This window comes from Flagellimonas cixiensis (assembly GCF_042134615.1).
Taxonomy (GTDB): Bacteria; Bacteroidota; Bacteroidia; order Flavobacteriales; family Flavobacteriaceae; genus Flagellimonas; species Flagellimonas cixiensis.
The window spans coordinates 756822-775646 of record NZ_CP169639.1 but is presented as its reverse complement, the minus strand read 5'-3'; the positions used below and the strand labels follow the sequence as shown (position 1 = coordinate 775646).

Sequence of the window (18825 nt, the reverse complement as noted above, 5' to 3'; positions counted from 1 at the left end):
TCGAAGGCTTTTTCTTTTTATAGGGTAATTGACTCACCGATATCCGGCAACAACAGTTGTTTTCCTTTTTGCTCAAAATACCCGGTAGCTTTAGTTTTATCCAATTTTATGGGAGGAAAAGTATCATAATGGCATCCGATGATTTTATCACAAGCAATAAAATCACTTGCAATAGTGGCATCCTCATATCCCATGGTAAAATTGTCTCCAATCGGAAGGACGGCAATATCCAATTTCGGGCAGGTCATGGGGATGAGTTCCATGTCTTTGGTCAAAGCGGTGTCGCCAGCAATGTATATGCATTTTGAATCATCATAGATGACAAACCCTCCAGGGTTTCCTCCGTTACTGCCGTCGGGCAGCATGCTGGAGTGTACGGCATTTACATATTTTGCAGTCCCAAAATCAAAAGTGTGTTTTCCTCCGTGGTTCATGGGGTGTCCTTGGACTCCCTTTTCACCAAACCAAGAAACTACTTCAAAATTGGAAACTAATAGGGCTTCGGGATTGTTTTTGGCAATGGCCTCCACATCCAGAACATGGTCTTGGTGTCCGTGGGTCACAAAAATGTAGTCCACTTTAAGGGAGTTGATATCGATGTTCGAGGCCAATTCATTTCCAGTGATAAAAGGGTCGAACAATATGGTTTTGCCGTTCATTTTCAACAGCAATGTAGCATGACCTAAATAGGTAATTTTCATTGTAGCGATTTTTTATAGGATTATTCTATTCACTATAAATTTAAAAAGAACGAATGGGAATTTCAATTTTAGTGCCGAAAGGAACCGAGCTTTGTGTTGTCGTTTTTTTTGATTTGGAAAATATGGTTTGATCAAAAAGGAAGTACATTTGCAGCATGATTGCGACCATTTGTAGAAAAGGACATTTTAATGCTGCCCATCGCCTCCATAACCCAAATTGGAGCGATGAAAAGAACATTGCTGTTTTTGGAAAATGCAACAGCCCAAGTTTTCACGGACATAATTTTGACCTAGAGGTAAGAATTCGGGGAGAAGTGGACCCAAATACAGGTTTTGTGATGGATTTGGCCGATTTGGGGGTGTTGATACGCGATGAGGTGGAAGAGCGTTTTGACCATAAAAACCTCAATTTGGATTGCCCTGAGTTTAAAGACCTGTTGCCGACCACCGAGTATTTTGTGAAAGTGATCTACGATATTTTAAAACCAAAGCTGGATCCTAGTCAGCAATTGCACATTACCTTGCACGAAACCTCAAAAAACTCTGCGGAGTATGGCGATTGGTAATTAATTACGATATTGCACCACTTTTTAATGGGATATTAGCTCAGTTGGTTTAGAGCGCTGCCTTGACAGGGCAGAGGTCACTGGTTCGAATCCAGTATATCCCACTTTCTCTACTCATATTCAGAAATCTTCCGTTGTAGTTTTTGGTTGTTTCGCTCCAAACGTTGGTTTTGGTGCCGCAAACTGCTCAATGCTTTTTGTAGGGTTTGCAGGCTCTCCTGTTGTAGCGCAATGATATGTTCTAGGTCGGATTTGGTGTATTGTTTGCTCATAATGAAGTTTTTAAAATCTAGGAAAAACTTTAAAAGTTTATTTATCTCCCTTAAAGGCATTTCAAAAGTATATAAAGATTTTTAAATCTCCTTAGAAAGCATAAATTAATCCTAATAGCATTTATTTTTCTTACTTATTTTTAGTGTTAAATCATAGCATTTACAATGGATAAACCATTTTATAATAGAATTAAAGCGGTGTTAGCTGAAAAGGGAAAAACCAATAATTGGCTAGCTGAGGAATTGGAAATGAATACAAATACGATTTCTAAATGGTGCAGGAATGATATGCAGCCAAGGGTTGAAACTTTGTTTCAGGTTGCAAAAGTGTTGGATGTGGATGTACGGGAGCTTTTGGTCTCGACTAAATAAACGATGATCCAATACATCGATTATATGCCAAATTGGGTGTATATAGATGTGTTTTATGCTTATATAAACAAGTTGCCATTAATTTGAAAAAAGCAATCTACATATCGATTTTGACCATTTTTATTTCTTGTAAAAACGAGAAAAAAGAACAGAATCCGTTGGTTGTCGAATACCAAGAAAAGGGAATTGAATTTCAAATGCAGAATAAAACAGACAGCGCAATTGTCTACTTTAATAAAGCTCTTGAAATTGACCCAACTGATATTCCGACTTATGAAAGTCTGGTAAAAACATATTGGTGGAATGAACAGCCCGAATTGGCTTTAGGGATTTTAGAATCCGCGCCAACAGAAATGCAAAAGTCTAACTCTATTTTGACTTTGAAAGGAATGACGCTGGAAAAAATGGACAAGTTAAATCAAGCAATGGATTTATATAAAACAGCGTTTGAACAAAGTCCAAAGGTTCGTTACAAAAACGAAAAAAACATAATGGAATATATTGGTTATTTGACTTTGCAAACCATAGTTGGAGAAAAAGAAAAAGCAATCGCTGACTTAAACAGACTGAAATCAAAAGAATTGACCGAATCTGAAAAACAACATGTGAATTCTATTGAACCTTTGATTCTGAATTACAATGGTGGCGGATATAATGCAATATTTGGAAATGAATAATAAAAAACTAATGCCAACAATGTATAACCGCAATTACGGCGGATTCGACTACGTCCGAATCCACTCGGAATTGCTAACGTCTGTGTTAAACCGGAAATTAACGCATATTAACCCGTAACTGACGGTTATACGAGACCGTTGTGCTTCATTATCAGAAACCGCTTTCCAATGATAAAATTCTTTAGAAAAATTAGACAAAACCTTCTCGCTGAAAACAAATTCAGTAAGTACTTGATTTATGCGATTGGAGAAATAATTCTTGTGGTAATTGGAATTTTGATTGCATTACAAATCAACAACTGGAATGAAAATAAAAAAGCAAGCAATTCTGAAAGAGCAATCTTAATTGGATTAAAAAGCGAATTTCAAAATAATCTTATAACAATTGACAGCACAATACAAGCAAATAAAAATGTAAGTCAAGCCTGCGCATTACTTACTCAAATTATCCGTTCTGATGAATTGGAGGAAAAAACAAAAATTGTCGACAGCCTTATTCTGCGAATATTACTCGTTTCATCATTTGATGCAAATACTGGTGTTACAGATGAAATTTTAAATTCAGGAAAACTTGAACTTATAAAAAGTAAAATAATTCGTGATAGAATTACAGGGTGGACTGGAAAACTGAAGGACATCGAAGAAGACGTTGAATTTAGGTTTGTAAATTATAATGAAAGTCTTATACCGTTTCTTACAGAATATTTTCCTCTATCAAACGGAGACATATATAAGAAAAACATTAATGGCTTAAATGAGAAATATATTAATAACTATAAATCCTATTCAAATTTTAAACCAGATTACAATGAAATCAATCTTATGAAAATGGAAAATGTAATTTGGCATCACAAACACAACAATGATTATGTTATTTCGCAAGATTATTCTATTAGAAAAGAAATTTTGGAAATTATTGATATAGTCAATAAAGAACTTGAGAAAAAATAACGAAAGCACAACAATGTATAACCGCAATTACGGCGGATTGGACTACCCTTCTACTGCGCTCAGGGCTGGCTGAATCCACGCGGAATTGCTAAAGCCAGTGCCAAACCTAAAATTAACGCATATAAACCCGTAACTGATGGTTATACGAGACCGTTGCCCACAATATGGAAAAAGTGCCCAAATTGATATTCAGTCTTATAGTTTTGACTTCTGTTTTACTAACAAATTGTAAATCGGAAGAAAAGACTGAATACTATATTTCGGAACTAAATCTGAATGAACATTTATCGGATTTTACAAACGTGATGAATGAAAAAGACACGATAAAAATTATTGCCGAATTGTATATGGAATGGTGGATTAGAGTTGACACCTTAACAGTTACAAAAAAGGACAATCAAACTCAACTTCAAGCAACAATTAAGGAAGACACAACATTTGAAATGAAATATCAATGGCGGACGAATAAACTCAAGCCTGTCATCATCGAAAATACTAATAACGAATTTGAACAACATTTCGCTAAAAAAATAGAACGGACAAAAGCTGACCCAAAAAGTGGTCGGATTTACAAAATATTAAGTCCAAATGATACGTTGATTTTTTACACAAAAGGTTTAGGGGATAAAGGCGGCGAAATAGGAAAGTATTATACATTTATGCGTAATTACTATCCGAACGAAAATGATTTTGTCCCAATTGGTGTAATAATTGAAAACGAATAAATACTGTGGGCAACACTGGCTATAATTCATTGTTCCCTTCTGCCTTGAACTAAATTCCCTACTTTTAAGAAAACTATTAACCACGGGAATGCTTTCGTAACGCGGCCCTGTCTCGCTGGAAAATCCCGCCGGCCCACGCCGTCGCTCCCCAGCCGCCAGCCACAACGAAATCATAGCCGAGGACCGTTGGCACACATATAAAAAAACCGTTTCCAAATTGAAAAATTCGATAATTTTAATAATTCTACTTCTAATTTCATTCAGCGGATTTACTCAAAATCTGACCGAAAAAGAGTTCGTAATTCTGACTTTTGAAATGGACAGAAATAAAGATTCTCACGGAACTTTTATTTATTATTGGGTTGCGGAATTAGAGAAATATGACAAAGTAGATGAATATAAAGAACCGAAAATATATTCTCTTTTTTTACACGAATTTTATGGCAGCGAACAATTAGAATCTTGTTGTTTAGGAAAGGTATCTTATCCTTACACAATGACAACTGGAACGGAATTTAATTTCCCTGAAAACTATAGCGAATATCTGACTGAATTGCGTGAATTAGTTAAAGACCACAGACAGAAAATCCAAGTTATCAAAAAAGAATGGAAAGACGGATACAAAGAAAAAGTAACTGTTTACGCAACAGCAGTTCGAGGAAAATTATGTGAGTGCGAATTTGGTGGCGACACTTATTTAACAAAAGGCGACCGAATTAGTTTTCCAAAAGGAAAATTTGAGATAATTAAAAATTATTTGACTAAAGACAAACGGATTTTACTCTATAAGGACTTTTCCGATTTTGACTATGCAAATACCGATTATAGAACTGGAAAATAAAAATAAATACGTGTGCCAACACCGTGTAAAAATAATTGCTTGGTTCAGGCCTACTCAGAAAATCCTCGCGGATTTTCAGTTTGGTGTGTACTTGCAAAGTTAAGTGCTAAACCACGAAACTACTCATAGCCTAAACCGGTGGGCTTCATTATGACCAACCATTAACCAATGATAAAATTCTTTAGAAAAATTAGACAAAAATTACTCTCTGAAAATAAGTTCAGTAAGTACCTTCTTTATGCGATTGGAGAAATTATTCTTGTGGTAATCGGGATATTAATTGCATTACAAGTCAACAATTGGAATGAAAATAATAAGAAAAGAGAATTTGAAATTACAATCCTAAAAGAGATTAGGAATAATCTGATTTTCGATTTAGAGGATTTTGAAAGTAACATTACGCATCTTGAAAATAAAACTACCTCGAGTGCTTCCCTTTTAAAAGCCTTCGAAGACGATTTGGATTATAATGATTCTTTAGGATATTTCTTCTTTTATCTTAAGACCTATCCACATTTCAATTACAAATCAAATGGTTATAAACTATTACTGTCTAAAGGACTCGATATTATCAAAAACGACACCATAAGAAATCGAATCACAGATTTATACGAAGCCAGATATAAATATCTAAAAACCTGGGAAAGCGAGCGTATTGTCTACAACAATGCGCTAGAATCTAAGGTCTCACCTTATTATGGAACTCAGGTTCTAATGTTGGAGCATATACCTGCTGACCTGATCATAAAAGGAAGTGTTGAAACTTTATTGAAATTTCAATTCTTTAGAAATATCAGAAATTACGAAATCTTAAAAAAGGATTTCGAATTGCATGGAATTATTAAACATATTGAAACTATGTCCAAAATGCTCTCGGCTATTCATACAAGTGTAAAAAATGACAACTTAGAAGTAATAAATATGATAGAAAAAGAATTGGAGATAATTAGTTGAAAAGCTAATACGAATTTATGATTAATATAAAATAACGAAAGCACAACAAAGGCTACAAGTAATTGCTTGCCTACCTGTCGGCAGACAGGTTCTCGCCTATCCTTCGGCTGCGCTCAGGACAGGCTTTTGAAAATCCACGAGGATTTTCAGTTTGGTGTGTACTTGCAAAGTTTAGTGCTAAATCACGCAACTAATCATACACAAACCGTCGGCATTAATAGCTCAAAAAAGTTAAAAAATACGCAGCCTTTCCATTGAAAATTCATCTATTTTTAAATTGAAATCGGGTAATTGTTGTTTAAAATCAAATACTTGCAATATGAAGTATGTTCTATTGTTATTCGCGCTTACTTTGTTGTGCTGTTCCAAAGATGACACGAAAAATCAGACCTCTACTAGCCTGAAAGGAAAATGGGTTGAGACTGAAACTCGAATGGATACTTTGTTTTTCGAATCCAAAGACGGTTTAGATTTTATGAATTTGAACAGGGGAGAAGAACTGAGAAACGGTAATTTGTTGCCCAAACCTAACTCAGGACCCTATATATATAAACTCTTAGAAGAAAAAATATCTTTAAATTGGGTGTTATCCGACAACTCCAACTTTAATGACTATTATTTTGAGGTTATTGATAATAGACTGAATATTGGAAATTTTTATGATTCGGAATTTGGAGAAATTTTGACTTTTGAAAAAATAGATGAATAAAACACTACACCCAACATTGGCTGTAATTCGTTGTTTGCTTTTTTTTAGATAGAATAAAACCTTGTGTTGCCACTCAACCTGATTATTATGAAAAAAATATTCTTTGCTATTTTTTTTATTTCTGGTTTGACTGTTTTTGCACAGTCGGATAAAGTTGTTGGGGATTACTTTGTTGATTTTGGTAACGAACAGCATCAAATCGAATACAGGTTAACGCTCAATTTAGACGGAACATTTCTATTCCACTCTTTTAACAATAATAAAAAAGGAAATCCTCCCATTGTCAATACCTATGGAAAAGGAACTTGGAGTTTGGATGAAAAAGTGGTCTCATTTTTAACTGATGAGAATCTTGACTTGGACAAAAATCAAAGTTTGGATTTTAATGGCACCAAGGCAAGGTTTATTTCTAAACCAGAACGAGATAAGACCGACCGAGTTATTAAAACAAGACTTCAATTTTTTGATTCCAAAATCTTTTGGGTAAAAGGTCTGGAGATTTTTAAAAAGTAACCTTTAAGGTAATTAAACCAAATCCAAAACCCGTTCCAGAGCCATTCCACGAGATCCTTTAATTAATAGGGTTCCTTTTTTTAGGGGTTGGTCTTCCAAATGTGCTTTTAAAGCATCAAAGGTTTCAAATTGGTATAGGTCTGTTTGTGTGCCGAAGAAATTTTTGCCCACTAAATAGACATCTTGAAAATTCAGTTCTTTTGCCAAATCGGCAATGGCTTGGTGTTCTTCTTCAGCGGTAACTCCCAGCTCAAACATATCCCCAATAATTAGGGTTTTGTGTTCGGCATCCATCAAACTAAAATTTTCCAAAGCCGCCTTCATGCTGGTCGGGTTGGCATTGTAGGCATCCAAAATAATGTTGAACCCATTTTTTTCCAAGATCTGCGAACGGTTGTTCTGGGGTTGATAGGATTCGATGGCCATTTTGATATCTTCCAAAGGCACATTAAAATATTTACCCATGATTATAGCGGCACAACAATTGGGAAAATTATATTTTCCAATAAGTTGGGTTGCCATGGTGGTTTCCTCAACCTTTAAGGTTACAAAAGGGTTGGCCTCTAAAAACTCGATGTTATAATATTGGTGGTCCGATGCGCTAAATCCAATCTTCTTGGTGTAATGGCTAAGTTTTTCTTTTTGAATAGCATCATCAGCATTAAAAAAGAGGTGTCCGCCGTTTGCCATTATACAAATATAAAGCTCGCTCTTACCTTTGATCACGCCCTCAACTCCTCCAAAACCCTCCAAATGCGCTTTTCCGAAATTGGTGATGTACCCAAAATCGGGCTGGGCGATGTTGCAAAGCATTTCAATTTCGCCAATATGGTTGGCGCCCATTTCCACAATGGCCATTTCGGTATCGGCTTTTATCGATAATAAGGTCAAAGGAACTCCAATATGGTTGTTCAAATTACCTTGTGTGGCCACGGTCTTGTATTTTTTGGATATCACCGAATTAATGAGCTCCTTGGTGGTGGTTTTTCCATTACTGCCTGTCAGCGAAATGATTTTTGCCTTGTATTGCTTTCGGTGATAGGTGGCGAGCTGCTGTAGGGTTTCCAAAACATCATCGCAGCACACAAATTTGTCCGATGTTTTAAATTCCTCTTCGTCAATAATCGCAATAGCGGCTCCTTTGTCCAAAGCTTCTTGGGCAAAAGCATTTCCATTAAAATTGGGGCCTTTCAGGGCAAAAAACAGACAATTTTTGGTCACTTTTCGAGTGTCCGTGCAAATTGTGGGGTGCTCTAAAAAAAGAGCGTGCAAAGCTTCTATTTTCATATTTCGAAGATAAAAAAAGCCCCGACATATGCCGGGGCTTTTTTTTAATACTCAAGTGTTTGTTTATCTCGCTTTTTTATGGCGAACTGTTTTCTTCGATTTGGATTTTGAGCCCACTCTAGACATGGCGCATCTAAATCCGATATCGTCGGTTGCCATATATTGTGGCAAATATCTACGTTGTGCTGGGTCTAACCAGAAAGCTCTATCTCTCCAAGAGCCCCCTTTGTATACACGAACTTCATCGTTGATCAAGGTTGTTCTGTAGTTGGAGGTGTCGTACTGGCGAACCAGTTCTCCATCTTCGTTACGCTCTACCTTGTGTTTTGGAGAGTCGTACATTTTTCTTTGCTCTTCGTCCTCGGCAGCAAATCTGTCGTAGAATCTAGCGGAACCTGCGTCCCCATCTCTAAATCCACGGTTATCACTTTTGTCGAAGTTGGTTCTCAAATAAGTTTCTTGTTCAGTTACAGGAACTTCTTTGATTTCACCTGGCAGGTTGATGGCTACGATTTTACCGTTTGGTAATGTGTCGTATACAATTTTGTCTGTCAAAATCTCAACTTTTCCGTCTTCGCCAATGGCTTTTTTCATGAAGATGTTGCCACGGTAGTAGTTAAAGTCGCTGATCTCGTCATCTACGATCGGACGGTATACGTCAGCTACCCACTCGTTCACGTTTCCGGCCATATCATACAGACCAAAATCGTTGGGCTTGTAAGATTTAACTTCTCCGGTAATATCCGCACCATCGTCGGACCATCCGGCAATACCGCCGTAATCACCTTTTCCTTGCTTAAAGTTGGCCAACTGGTCTCCACGACCTACACGTTGTCCATTACGGGTGTAGTCACCCTCCCAAGGATATTTTTTTCTACCTCTATAGTTGTTGTATTCTCTTGTTCCAACAAGTGCTTGTGCCGCATATTCCCACTCTGTTTCGGTAGGAAGTCTGTACTCTGGCATAATTACACCGCTACTTCTTTTGGCAAATGTATTGACAGAGTCCTTCTTCTGCTTTCCTTGCAATGAATCAATTTCACCTCCATACACAGATTCAGGGTTGTTCAAGTAGGCTTCGGTACTGAAGGTTCCCTCCATTTCGCCATTTAATACTTTGTATTTGGCATCTTCTGCTATGTAACCTTCTCTTTCCAACATCACCTCGTTAACCCTATCGGTTCTCCATTCGGCATATTGGGTAGCCTGCACCCAGTTTACACCAACTACTGGATATTCTGCAAAAGCGGGGTGTCTCAGGTAGTTGTTGGTCATGGTTTCATTATAGCCCAATCGGTTTCTCCACACCAAAGTATCAGGAAGTGCTCCTTTATATATGTTGGCATAGTTGGGATTGTCTGGAGGGTAAACCGCCTTTAAATAATCCAAATATTCCAAATACATTACGTTGGTCACCTCGGTTTCATCCATATAGAAAGACTGCACGTGTTGTTGGGTTGGAGTATTGTTCCAATCGTGCATAATGTCGTCCTGGACCTTACCTTTGGTAAAGGTTCCGCCTTCAATAAAAACGGTCCCTGGAGGAGTTTCCTGCTCCTTGAAATCCGAATTGTATTGAAATCCACCCTCCTTGGCGTTGATTTTCCATCCTGTGGCTCTAGAAGTGTCCTTTGATCCGGAGGAGTTTTTACAACTGGCTAATCCTCCCATCACAACGGCGCAAGAAAGTACAACTTTGATTAAGTGTTTTTTCATAATTTGGGCTTGAGTACTTTAAAACTCAGGGGTTTGTTCCCTAAGCGCTTCAATTTGTTTTGATTTTAAAAATCTTTCGATGGCATTAAAACGACGTTTTTGCCATTATATTTTGTGCTTGTCAAATATTTGTGGCAAAGTGGAAATTTCCGGTTTGCTACACCTTTCTAACGGAGATGAAAGGGAAATAGTATAGTCATATTGGTTTTTAACGGATTGGACCTGAAGAATGGTCATTATAATACCATTTGACTGGAATAGTTGTGTTTTGAACGAAATACCGTAAAAATTATATATGCCCGTACAAGATTTTCCCCAAAAGACCGTTTAATTTGTATTGTTTCTCAAAGCTATCAGGGAAACGGGGACATTACTAAATGCTAAAATTTTAGAATGAAAAAGTTTTTGATTGTGGTTGCTTTCTTAATTGTCGCGCCACAAATAAGTGCACAGCAAGAAAGAGCAATTACAACAGCCGTACCTTTTTTAACCATTGCGGCAGATGCACGGGCATCTGGTATGGGTGATATGGGTGTAGCAACTTCATTTGATGTGTATTCACAACAATGGAACCCAGCAAAATATGCTTTTGCCGACCAAAAGATGGGAGTAGGTGTTAGTTATACGCCTTATTTGGAAACCATTGTGAACGATGTATCCTTGTTGAATGCAAATTATTACAACAAACTAAATGATAGAAGTGCATTCGCCGTTGGATTGCGCTACTTTGGTTTGGGTGAAATTGAATTGAGACAGACCTTTGACCAAAATGCAACCATCGTAAAACCGAATGAATTTGCATTGGACGGATCTTATTCCCTTAAGTTGAGTGAGTCATTTTCCATGGCTGTTGGCGGAAGGTTCATAAGTTCCAATCTTAGGTTTCAGGATGGAACACAGGATTCTCAAGCAGCCAATGCATTTGCAGTGGACATTGCTGGATTTTTTAGGTCTCGAGAGATTTATTATCGGAATTTTGATGGTAGATGGAGGGCAGGTTTCAATATCTCGAACTTGGGAGGTTCGATTCAATATGATGAAGGCGGACAGGAAAACTTTTTGCCGACCAACCTAAAATTTGGTGGAGGCTTCGACTTTATTTTCGATCAAGACAACAAACTGGCCATCAATACCGAGTTTAATAAATTGTTGGTGCCTACGCCTAGAGATTTTGATGGCGATGGTGATATAGATGCAGAAGATAATGACGTGTATCAAAACATCGGCTTCTTCAGTGGATTATTCGAATCTTTCGGAGACGCTCCAGGCGGATTTAGCGAAGAACTAAAAGAAGTAACTTGGGCATTGGGTGCCGAATATCAGTTTAGGGAAGCATTCATGTTGCGCACAGGTTATTTTAATGAAAGCGAAGAAAAGGGTTCAAGAAAATTCTTTACATTGGGTGCCGGATTCAAATTTAAATCTGCACAAATAGACTTGTCTTATTTATTTTCAACCTCACAGGTTAGAAATCCATTGGAAAATACCTTGCGTTTTTCGCTCTCCTTTAATTTTGGGGAAGAGTTTTATAACGATTAACAACAATCATAACAATATAAAGAAACCCGTCCATATTGGATGGGTTTTTTTATTTTTGGAAGACACCCTCCAAACATGAAGAAAAAACAAATAGGTTTTGAATTACAGATTTTTGAAGATCGTTCCGAGCTGTCACAAATCGAGCAAAATTTGTTACACCAAGCCGATGCAGCGCGTTTGAATGCCTATGCGCCATATTCCAATTTTAAAGTGGGAGCTGCCGCACTTTTGGAAAATGGAGAAGTGGTAATCGGTAGCAATCAAGAAAATGCAGCCTATCCGGCAGGGTTGTGTGCGGAGCGTGTAGCGGTTTTTCAAGCTGGAGCACGATTTCCTGGTGTGGCTATTAAGTGTTTGGCAATCAGTGCGGGGTCGGACCATCACGCCATATCGGAACCAGCTGCCCCATGTGGAAATTGCAGACAGTCCATAATCGAATATGAGCAAAAGCAAACGACCGCGATTCCAATTTTATTGAAAGCGCCAAAAGGACCAATTTACAAGTGCCCTTCAATGAAAGATATCCTCCCATTGGCATTCAGTAGTTCATTTTTGGGCGATTCTTAAATCAATTCTTTTTACAAAACATTTATATATGTATTTTTGCTGTTCCCAACCGCAGGGAAATTTCAATTAATACAACCGTTGATGAAAAAAATCACCAAAGAAGTTTACCTAAACTGGTACGAGGACATGTTGTTCTGGAGAAAATTCGAGGACAAATTAGCAGCAGTATATATTCAACAAAAAGTAAGGGGCTTTTTGCACCTTTATAACGGACAGGAAGCCGTTTTGGCTGGAGCACTGCATGCCATGGACCTTACCAAGGATAGAATGATTACGGCTTATCGTAACCACGTTCAGCCTATTGGAATGGGTGTTGACCCTAGAAGAGTAATGGCCGAACTTTATGGAAAAGTAACCGGTACCTCCAAAGGTATGGGAGGATCCATGCACATATTCTCCAAAGAGCACCGTTTTTATGGTGGTCACGGAATCGTAGGTGGACAAATTCCATTGGGTGCTGGATTGGCATTTGCCGATAAATACTTCAAAAGAGACTCGGTTACCCTTTGTTATATGGGAGATGGTGCCGTTCGTCAAGGTTCATTGCACGAAGCATTCAACTTGGCCATGTTGTGGCAATTGCCCGTTGTTTTCATTTGTGAGAACAATGGATATGCCATGGGTACTTCCGTAGCTAGAACTGCTTTCAGTACAGATATTTGGAAATTGGGATTGGGTTATGAAATGCCTTGTGGACCGGTGGACGGAATGGATCCTGCTGCTGTAGCTAAAGAAATGGACAAAGCTATCGAGCGTGCTCGTACTGGTGGTGGTCCAACGTTCTTGGAAATGAAAACCTACCGATACAGAGGTCACTCCATGTCCGATGCCCAGCATTATAGAACCAAAGAAGAAGTAGAGGAGTACAAGAAGATAGATCCGATTACCCAAGTGAAAGATGTGATTCTTGAAAAAGGATATGCAACCGAAGAGGAGTTGAAAGCTGCGGATAAAAGGGTGAAGGATTTGGTGAAGGAGTGTGAGGAGTTTGCAGAAAAATCCGATTTCCCACCATTGGAACAATTGTACGATACTGTGTACGAACAAGAAGACTATCCATTTTTACAACATAAATTATAAGTAAATGGCAGAAGTAATCACCATGCCTAGATTGAGCGATACCATGGAAGAAGGTACCGTGGCAAAATGGCTCAAAAAAGTAGGGGACAAAGTTGAAGAAGGAGATATTTTAGCTGAAATCGAAACGGATAAGGCTACCATGGAATTTGAATCTTTCCATGAAGGTACGCTTCTCCATATTGGAATTCAAGAAGGGGAAGGTGCACCGGTAGATTCTCTTTTGGCTATTATAGGCGAAGAAGGTGAAGACTTTTCGTCGCTATTGAATGGAACAAGTGAAGCTCCTGCCAAAGAAGAGACTTCGGAAGAAAAGCCAGCAGAAAATGCCGCACCAGCAAGTGCACCAGTATCCATTCCAGAAGGAGTAGAAGTGGTGTCTATGCCAAGACTGAGCGATACCATGGAAGAGGGTACCGTGGCCAGCTGGTTGAAAAAAGTAGGTGATACCGTAGAAGAAGGTGATATTTTGGCTGAAATCGAGACCGACAAGGCCACTATGGAATTTGAATCTTTCTACTCAGGTACATTATTATATATAGGAATACAAGAGGGAGAAGGTGCTCCTGTTGATTCTTTGTTGGCCATTATTGGTCCTGAGGGAACCGATGTGGATGCCGTATTGAGTGCTCAATCAGGAGGAGGTACTTCTTCAAGTGCCCCAGCGACAGAACCAGAAAAAACGGAAGCGCCAAAAGAAGAAACTAAAGAGGCTGCTCCAGCAGTCACTGCATCAAACGATGGACAACGTATTTTTGCCTCTCCTTTGGCTAAAAAGATTGCCAGTGAAAAAGGCATCAACTTAGCCGAAGTAAAAGGCTCTGGTGACAATGGTAGAATTGTGAAGAAGGATGTTGAAAATTATCAGCCTTCACAAACTGCTGCCCCAGCTGCCGAAAAAGCAGTTGAATCAGCTCCTGTGGCACCAGTTGCGTTGCCAGTAGGAGAAGAAAGTATAGAAGAAGTGAAAAACTCGACCATGCGTAAGGTGATCGCCAAGCGTTTGGGTGAATCAAAATTCTCTGCACCACATTACTACCTTACCATCGAGGTGGATATGGACAATGCAAAAGCATCCAGGTCACAAATAAACAATTTGCCAGATACCAAAGTATCGTTTAACGATATGGTATTAAAAGCTTGTGCCATGGCCCTTAAAAAGCACCCACAAGTTAATACCTCTTGGAATGGTGACACAACGGTATATAAGCACCACGTACACATGGGTGTTGCAGTAGCCGTAGATGAAGGTCTAGTGGTGCCTGTAATCAAATTTGCAGACCAAATGACACTTTCTCAATTAGGTGCCTCTGTAAAAGATTTGGCGGGTAGAGCTCGTAACAAGAAAATAAAGCCAGATGAAATGGAAGGAAGTACTTTCACCGTTTCAAATTTGGGGATGTTCGGGATTTTGGAATTCACTTCCATTATCAATCAACCCAACTCTGCAATCCTATCCGTAGGAGCTATCGTTGAAAAACCAGTGGTTAAAAACGGGGAGATTGTAGTGGGAAGCACCATGAAAATTACTTTGGCTTGCGATCATAGAACCGTAGATGGTGCAACAGGTGCACAGTTCTTGCAAACATTAAGAGCTTACTTGGAGAACCCGGTGACCATGTTGGCATAACGCTATTTGTCCCTTGTGCGGAGTCGAAAGGGATGGATTATAGCTTAAAATACTAAAGCATCCCTTTTGGGATGCTTTTTTTATCTTTAGATAATTCAAAAATCAAAAAACGATGAAGTTATTTCCATTTGCTTTGAGTGTATTGTTGGCCGCAACATGCTCCAGTACACAAACAGGTTCAACGGCAGCAGTGGTTCCTTCGCCGCCAGTGGTAAAAGCCAATACCTCAACTGATGATTTTTCAAATGCAGAGCGTATAGGTCAAATCATGAATTATTTAGCTTCGGATGAGTTAAAAGGAAGGGATTCCGGTGGGGAAGGGATTGAAAAGGCAGCACAGTATATCGAAAATCATTTTAAAGCTTATGGCGTAGAACCTTACTTTCAAAGTTATCGGGATACCCTTACCAATTTTAAAAAGCCATCCTATAATATAGTGGGAGTTGTGGAAGGCAATGATCCAAAGCTTAAAAATGAGTTTATTGTGATTGGAGCCCATTATGACCATATTGGAATTATTGAAATGGAAAATGGGGATGCCATTGCCAACGGTGCCAACGATAATGCTTCAGGTACAACGACGGTGTTGGAATTTGCCAGATATTTTGGAACAAACAAAACCAACAAACGAACCTTGATTTTTGCTTTGTTCAGTGCAGAGGAGAAAGGATTACTGGGAGCGAAGCATTTGGCCAAAAAATTGAAAGGAGAGAACCTGAATTTGTACACCATGCTAAATTTTGAAATGACGGGGGTTCCATTAAACGATAAAGATTATTTTATGTACATCACAGGGTATGAAATGTCGAATTTAGCTGCAGTGAGTAATAAATATACCAAAGAAAATCTGGTTGGGTTTTTGCCTACTGCGCAACGAATGAATTTATACCAACGCTCTGATAATTATGCGTTCCATGAGGAGTTTGGCGTGCCCTCGCACACGTTCTGCACCTTCGATTTCACCAATTTTGACCACTATCACAAAGTAGGGGATGAACCCGATATCATGGATTTTGCCCATATGGCAACTTTAGTGAACAAAACAATTCCTGTATTGGAAGGAATAGCAAATGCTGCCACAAGAGAAATTAAATTAACTAAATAATCAAAAATGTCACCTCAAACAGGGCTGACAAAACGGTTTGGAAAAATTCGTGAATATTTGAGTCATTAGTGTCAAATAATTTACGTAGAATACAAGTAGATATGGATTTCCGCCTATGCGGGAATGACAAATAATAATTTAAGATGGCAAACATCATCATAACAGGAACAAGTAGGGGAATCGGATTTGAATTGGTCAAACTTTTTGCTCAAGAGGGACACCAGGTATTGGCATTATCTCGAAACACCAAGCCAGTTGAAAGTTTGGGATTTTCCAATGTACATACGTTTTCATTTGATTTGGGAATTCCATCCCATTTTAAAAAGGTAGAGAAGTTTATTGAGCAATGGCATGTGGTGGATGTGCTCATCAACAATGCAGGTAGCTTGGTAAACAAACCCTTTATGGAAACCTCTCCCGAAGAATTTGAAGCCGTTTACAAAGTAAATGTCTTTGGTGTGGCTGAAATGACCAAAGCGGTTCTGCCGCAAATGGGTAAAAAAGGCCATGTGGTCACCATTAGCTCTATGGGTGGAGTGCAGGGAAGTATGAAATTTGCCGGACTTTCTGCCTACAGTTCCAGTAAAGGCGCGGTAATTACCTTGACAGAACTTTGGGCCGAGGAGTTTAAAGAATCGGGACCAAGTTTTAATGTTTTGGCCTTGGGAGCCGTTCAAACTGAAATGTTGGAAGAAGCTTTTCCTGGCTATCAAGCTCCAGTAACTGCCACAGAAATGGCAACTTACATTAAAGAGTTTGCTTTGTCAGGACATAAAATGTACAATGGAAAATTACTGCAGGTGAGTAATAGTACGCCTTGATGAATTTAATGATAATTCAATGTTTCCGACTTAAAATGTACCTTTGCTAAAGTGGAAACCACCCTTCAAAAATACCTTCCGGAACGCGCTGTAATGCCTTGTTTTGAATTGATCAAAGCCAATGGGGTGCATCTGAAAATTGTAAATCATCGGGTAACACGACACGGAGATTACCGTAGATTGCCCAATGGGTTACATATGATTACGGTAAATGCCTCCCTCAACAAATACCGGTTTTTAATTACTTTGATTCATGAAATTGCCCATTTGGTGGCTTTTGAACAATATGGTCGTCGTATAAAACCCCATGGGGTAGAGTGGAAACAAACCTTTCAACATTTAATGGTTCCGTTCATCCGACCAGAGGTCTTCCCAAACCAATTATTGCCTATAATTGCCAATCATTTTAAAAATCCAAAGGCGAGCAGTAGTACCGATGCCAGATTGTCTATTGCTCTGAAGGCGTTCGATGCTAAAGAAAGAAACCAAAGCTATGTGTTCGAACTGCCGTATGGGAGTGTTTTTCGATTATACAATGGTAAATTGTTTAAAAGGGGAAACAAAAAAGTAAAGCGCTACGAGTGTATCGAATTGGCCACGGGCAGATTATATTTGTTCCAACCAAATGCCGAGGTGGAATTGGTGGAGTAAATGTCATTTCGAACGGTAGTAAGAAGTTTAATGGGTTCCTGCCTTCGTGGGAACATTAAAAATATAAAATGAACAAGAATTATTATGCCATTTTAATGGCGGGGGGAGTAGGTTCCCGATTTTGGCCTGTTAGTACATCTTCCAACCCAAAACAATTTCACGATATGTTGGGTGCGGGAAAAACCTTGATTCAAAAAACGTTTGATCGTTTAAATCGCTTCATTCCCACCGAAAACATCTTGATTTTGACTAATGAGCGATACAATGACTTGGTTTTGGAACAATTGCCAAAAGTAAAACCGGAGCAAGTGGTGTTGGAGCCTGCCATGCGAAATACAGCCCCCTGTATTTTATATGCCTCCCTAAAGATTCAGAAGATGAATCCCAATGCGGTAATGATAGTGGCACCAAGTGACCATTGGATTGAGGATGAGGATGCTTTTGAAAAGGATGTAATCGCTTGTTTTGATAAATGTGAAAAGGAGAGTGCGTTGTGTACATTAGGAATTCAACCTACATTTCCTAATACTGGTTTTGGATATATCGAATTTGAAAAAGGTAGTGACCAAAACTTAAAAAAGGTGTCCCAATTCAGGGAAAAACCTGATTATGAAACCGCGAAGGAGTTTTTGGCGCAAGGTAATTTTCTTTGGAATGCAGGTATCTTTATGTGGAGTGTGGAAACCATAGTAGAAGCTTTCAAAAGCTATCAGCCTACGCAATATGAGTTGTTCGAGGGAGGTATTTCGTGTTATAACACCTTGGAAGAGAAAGAATTTATCAAAGAAAATTATGCCAAGGCCGAAAACATATCCATTGATTATGCTATCTTGGAACAATCGAAATCCATTTACACCTTGCCGGCGACTTTCGATTGGAACGATCTAGGAACATGGGGTGCGTTGTACGATAAATTAGATAAAGACGATGATGATAATGCCGTGGTGAACGCCCAAGTGCTGTTGGAAAATGCGAAAGGAAATATGATCAGGTCGCCAAAAGGAAAGGTTGTGGTGGTCGATGGATTGGAAGACTATATTATTGTAGATAAAGAAGAAGTGTTGTTGATCTATCCAAAAGACAAACAGCAAGACATTAAAAAGGTTTTAGGACAAGTTAAAGATAAATTTGGCGACAAGTTCGCATAATAG

Annotated in this window: 21 protein-coding genes and 1 tRNA gene; 18 read left to right on the top strand and 4 right to left on the bottom strand. The window is 38.7% G+C overall.

Going from position 1 to position 18825, the window contains the following annotated elements; translation table 11 throughout:
• Positions 1 to 17 precede the first annotated feature (17 nt).
• Complete coding sequence (locus ABT310_RS03525) at positions 18 to 701, bottom strand: metal-dependent hydrolase (RefSeq protein ID WP_375325373.1); 684 nt, start codon at positions 699 to 701, stop codon at positions 18 to 20.
• 155 nt (positions 702 to 856) lie between these two features.
• On the opposite strand from ABT310_RS03525, the gene ABT310_RS03520 reads away from it, so the two are divergent.
• Both ABT310_RS03520 and ABT310_RS03515 read left to right on the top strand, forming a co-directional pair.
• Positions 857 to 1267 (top strand): 6-carboxytetrahydropterin synthase, encoded by a 411-nt coding sequence (locus tag ABT310_RS03520; protein ID WP_375325372.1) that lies wholly within the window; start codon positions 857 to 859, stop codon positions 1265 to 1267.
• 29 nt (positions 1268 to 1296) lie between these two features.
• Positions 1297 to 1371: transfer RNA gene (locus tag ABT310_RS03515), tRNA-Val, on the top strand.
• 6 nt (positions 1372 to 1377) lie between these two features.
• Here the strand turns inward: ABT310_RS03515 and ABT310_RS03510 are convergent.
• On the bottom strand, positions 1378 to 1539 hold the full coding sequence (locus ABT310_RS03510; protein WP_375325371.1) for a hypothetical protein: 162 nt from the start codon (positions 1537 to 1539) through the stop codon (positions 1378 to 1380).
• A gap of 165 nt (positions 1540 to 1704) precedes the next feature.
• Between ABT310_RS03510 and ABT310_RS03505 the strand changes: the two genes are divergently transcribed.
• From ABT310_RS03505 to ABT310_RS03470, 8 genes are all read left to right on the top strand, one after another.
• Positions 1705 to 1911 (top strand): helix-turn-helix transcriptional regulator, encoded by a 207-nt coding sequence (locus ABT310_RS03505; RefSeq protein ID WP_375325370.1) that lies wholly within the window; start codon positions 1705 to 1707, stop codon positions 1909 to 1911.
• A gap of 83 nt (positions 1912 to 1994) precedes the next feature.
• Entirely contained in the window at positions 1995 to 2588 is a 594-nt protein-coding gene (locus ABT310_RS03500; protein ID WP_375325369.1) for a tetratricopeptide repeat protein, read from the top strand.
• Between the two features lie 168 nt (positions 2589 to 2756).
• Complete coding sequence (locus ABT310_RS03495; protein WP_375325368.1) at positions 2757 to 3539, top strand: DUF6090 family protein; 783 nt, start codon at positions 2757 to 2759, stop codon at positions 3537 to 3539.
• Positions 3540 to 3844: 305 nt separating this feature from the next.
• Positions 3845 to 4264, top strand: a complete 420-nt coding sequence (locus ABT310_RS03490) for a hypothetical protein (RefSeq protein ID WP_375325367.1) — start codon at positions 3845 to 3847, stop codon at positions 4262 to 4264.
• A 316-nt stretch (positions 4265 to 4580) separates the two neighbouring features.
• Positions 4581 to 5105 (top strand): hypothetical protein, encoded by a 525-nt coding sequence (locus ABT310_RS03485; RefSeq protein WP_375325366.1) that lies wholly within the window; start codon positions 4581 to 4583, stop codon positions 5103 to 5105.
• Positions 5106 to 5273: 168 nt separating this feature from the next.
• On the top strand, positions 5274 to 6059 hold the full coding sequence (locus ABT310_RS03480) for a DUF6090 family protein (RefSeq protein ID WP_375325365.1): 786 nt from the start codon (positions 5274 to 5276) through the stop codon (positions 6057 to 6059).
• A 319-nt stretch (positions 6060 to 6378) separates the two neighbouring features.
• Entirely contained in the window at positions 6379 to 6768 is a 390-nt protein-coding gene (locus ABT310_RS03475) for a hypothetical protein (protein WP_375325364.1), read from the top strand.
• A gap of 87 nt (positions 6769 to 6855) precedes the next feature.
• Entirely contained in the window at positions 6856 to 7281 is a 426-nt protein-coding gene (locus ABT310_RS03470; protein ID WP_375325363.1) for a hypothetical protein, read from the top strand.
• 12 nt (positions 7282 to 7293) lie between these two features.
• Here the strand turns inward: ABT310_RS03470 and murF are convergent, their stop codons facing one another.
• Both murF and gldJ read right to left on the bottom strand, forming a co-directional pair.
• Positions 7294 to 8568, bottom strand: a complete 1275-nt coding sequence (gene murF, locus ABT310_RS03465; protein WP_375325362.1) for a UDP-N-acetylmuramoyl-tripeptide--D-alanyl-D-alanine ligase — start codon at positions 8566 to 8568, stop codon at positions 7294 to 7296.
• Between the two features lie 63 nt (positions 8569 to 8631).
• Positions 8632 to 10284, bottom strand: a complete 1653-nt coding sequence (gene gldJ, locus ABT310_RS03460) for a gliding motility lipoprotein GldJ (RefSeq protein ID WP_375325361.1) — start codon at positions 10282 to 10284, stop codon at positions 8632 to 8634.
• A gap of 393 nt (positions 10285 to 10677) precedes the next feature.
• On the opposite strand from gldJ, the gene porV reads away from it, so the two are divergent.
• From porV to ABT310_RS03420, 8 genes are all read left to right on the top strand, one after another.
• Positions 10678 to 11823 (top strand): type IX secretion system outer membrane channel protein PorV, encoded by a 1146-nt coding sequence (gene porV, locus ABT310_RS03455; protein WP_375325360.1) that lies wholly within the window; start codon positions 10678 to 10680, stop codon positions 11821 to 11823.
• A gap of 75 nt (positions 11824 to 11898) precedes the next feature.
• Positions 11899 to 12390: a cytidine deaminase gene (locus ABT310_RS03450; RefSeq protein WP_375325359.1), complete on the top strand. Its 492-nt coding sequence runs from the start codon at positions 11899 to 11901 to the stop codon at positions 12388 to 12390.
• An 81-nt stretch (positions 12391 to 12471) separates the two neighbouring features.
• Positions 12472 to 13470 (top strand): pyruvate dehydrogenase (acetyl-transferring) E1 component subunit alpha, encoded by a 999-nt coding sequence (pdhA, locus tag ABT310_RS03445; protein WP_375325358.1) that lies wholly within the window; start codon positions 12472 to 12474, stop codon positions 13468 to 13470.
• A gap of 4 nt (positions 13471 to 13474) precedes the next feature.
• Positions 13475 to 15097, top strand: coding sequence for a pyruvate dehydrogenase complex dihydrolipoamide acetyltransferase (locus tag ABT310_RS03440; protein WP_375325357.1), 1623 nt, complete (start codon positions 13475 to 13477; stop codon positions 15095 to 15097).
• Positions 15098 to 15209: 112 nt separating this feature from the next.
• Positions 15210 to 16202 carry a M28 family peptidase gene (locus tag ABT310_RS03435; protein WP_375325356.1) on the top strand — a complete coding sequence of 331 codons (993 nt, stop codon included), beginning with the start codon at positions 15210 to 15212 and terminating at the stop codon, positions 16200 to 16202.
• Between the two features lie 143 nt (positions 16203 to 16345).
• Positions 16346 to 17023, top strand: a complete 678-nt coding sequence (locus ABT310_RS03430; RefSeq protein ID WP_375325355.1) for an SDR family NAD(P)-dependent oxidoreductase — start codon at positions 16346 to 16348, stop codon at positions 17021 to 17023.
• A gap of 51 nt (positions 17024 to 17074) precedes the next feature.
• Positions 17075 to 17674, top strand: a complete 600-nt coding sequence (locus tag ABT310_RS03425) for a SprT-like domain-containing protein (protein ID WP_375325354.1) — start codon at positions 17075 to 17077, stop codon at positions 17672 to 17674.
• Positions 17675 to 17742: 68 nt separating this feature from the next.
• Positions 17743 to 18822 (top strand): mannose-1-phosphate guanylyltransferase, encoded by a 1080-nt coding sequence (locus ABT310_RS03420; protein WP_375325353.1) that lies wholly within the window; start codon positions 17743 to 17745, stop codon positions 18820 to 18822.
• Positions 18823 to 18825 lie beyond the last annotated feature (3 nt).